General features: G+C 58.2%; 1 protein-coding gene. It reads left to right on the top strand.

Features of this window, described 5'->3' with window-relative positions; genetic code table 11:
* A partial coding sequence (locus tag AC1DU9_RS29790; RefSeq protein WP_477811268.1) for an MFS transporter occupies positions 1-1,202 on the top strand: 1,202 nt, incomplete at its 5' end.
* Positions 1,203-1,257 lie beyond the last annotated feature (55 nt).

Raw genomic sequence — 1,257 nt, forward strand, 5'->3', positions numbered from 1 at the left:
TCTACAAGCTGGCGAATCTCAAAGACGCCTTTTATATCCCCATGCAAGAGTTCATGGGGCTGTCCCACACTGAAATTGGCGTGCTGCTGAGCGCCAACGCCATCATCGCCACCGCGCTGTTTGTGGTGGGCGGCATGCTCGCCGATCGGTACGATACGCGTAAGCTGATCCCCCTCGGCCTGATCGGTACCGGCAGCCTCGGCCTCTACCTGGCGACCTTTCCGCCCTTCAGCAATCTGCTGATTGTGTTCTGCCTGCTGGCCGTATGTGCCGACTGCATCTTCTGGCCCTCGCTGCTCAAAGCCATCCGCAATCTGGGAGACGATAAGGAACAGGGGCGCCTGTTTGGCCTTCTGGAAGGTGGACGTGGTGTCGTCGATACCCTGGTCGCCTTCTCTGCACTGGGCGTGTTCGTCGCCATGGGCTCCGGTGAAAACGGTCTGAAGTCGGCGATCCTCTTCTATTCGGTCATCGACATTCTTGCCGGGACCCTGACCTGGCTGCTGCTCAAGAGCGGCAATACCCAGTCGACCGCCAAGCCCAAGAACGGAATGTCGAACCTGCTAGAGGCCATCAAGGTGCCGGGCATCTGGCTGGTCAGCCTCAACGTGTTCATGGTCTACATCGTGTATTGCGGCCTGACCTATTTCATTCCCTACCTCAAGGACATGTACGAACTGCCCGTCGCCCTGGTGGGCGCCTATGGCATCATCAACCAGTACTTCCTCAAGATCCTCGGCGGCCCCGCCGGTGGCTTCATTGCCGACAAGCAGTTCAAGAGTTCCAGCCGCTATCTGAAGTGGGCATTCCTGGCTTTGTTGCCGCTGATGGGCGTCATCATGCTCATCCCGAAAAGCCCGGGTTTCATCTATGCGGGCATGGCAGCCACCCTCTCCTTCGCGCTGATTGTCTTTTCCATGCGCGGCGTGTTCTGGGCACCCATGGGTGAAGTCGGCATACCCCAGCACATCACCGGTTCAGCCTTTGGCATTGGTTGCCTGGTCGGCTATGCGCCTGGCATGTTTGCCTACGTCATCTACGGCGCAATCCTTGACCATTTCCCGGGTCAGCAAGGCTACAACTACGTGTTCTCGTTAATGAGTCTGTTGGCCATTGTCGGGTTCATGGTCTCCAGCCTGCTGTATCAAGCGGTTCGGAAAAACTCCACGGTCACCGGCAAGGTCAGCGCCGCGCAAGCCTGAACATAGGTCGGGTGTACGCGTCGCAACACATTGCCGTGCGGCGGTAACCGAAACC

Source organism: Pseudomonas sp. P4_C1 (assembly GCF_056402155.1).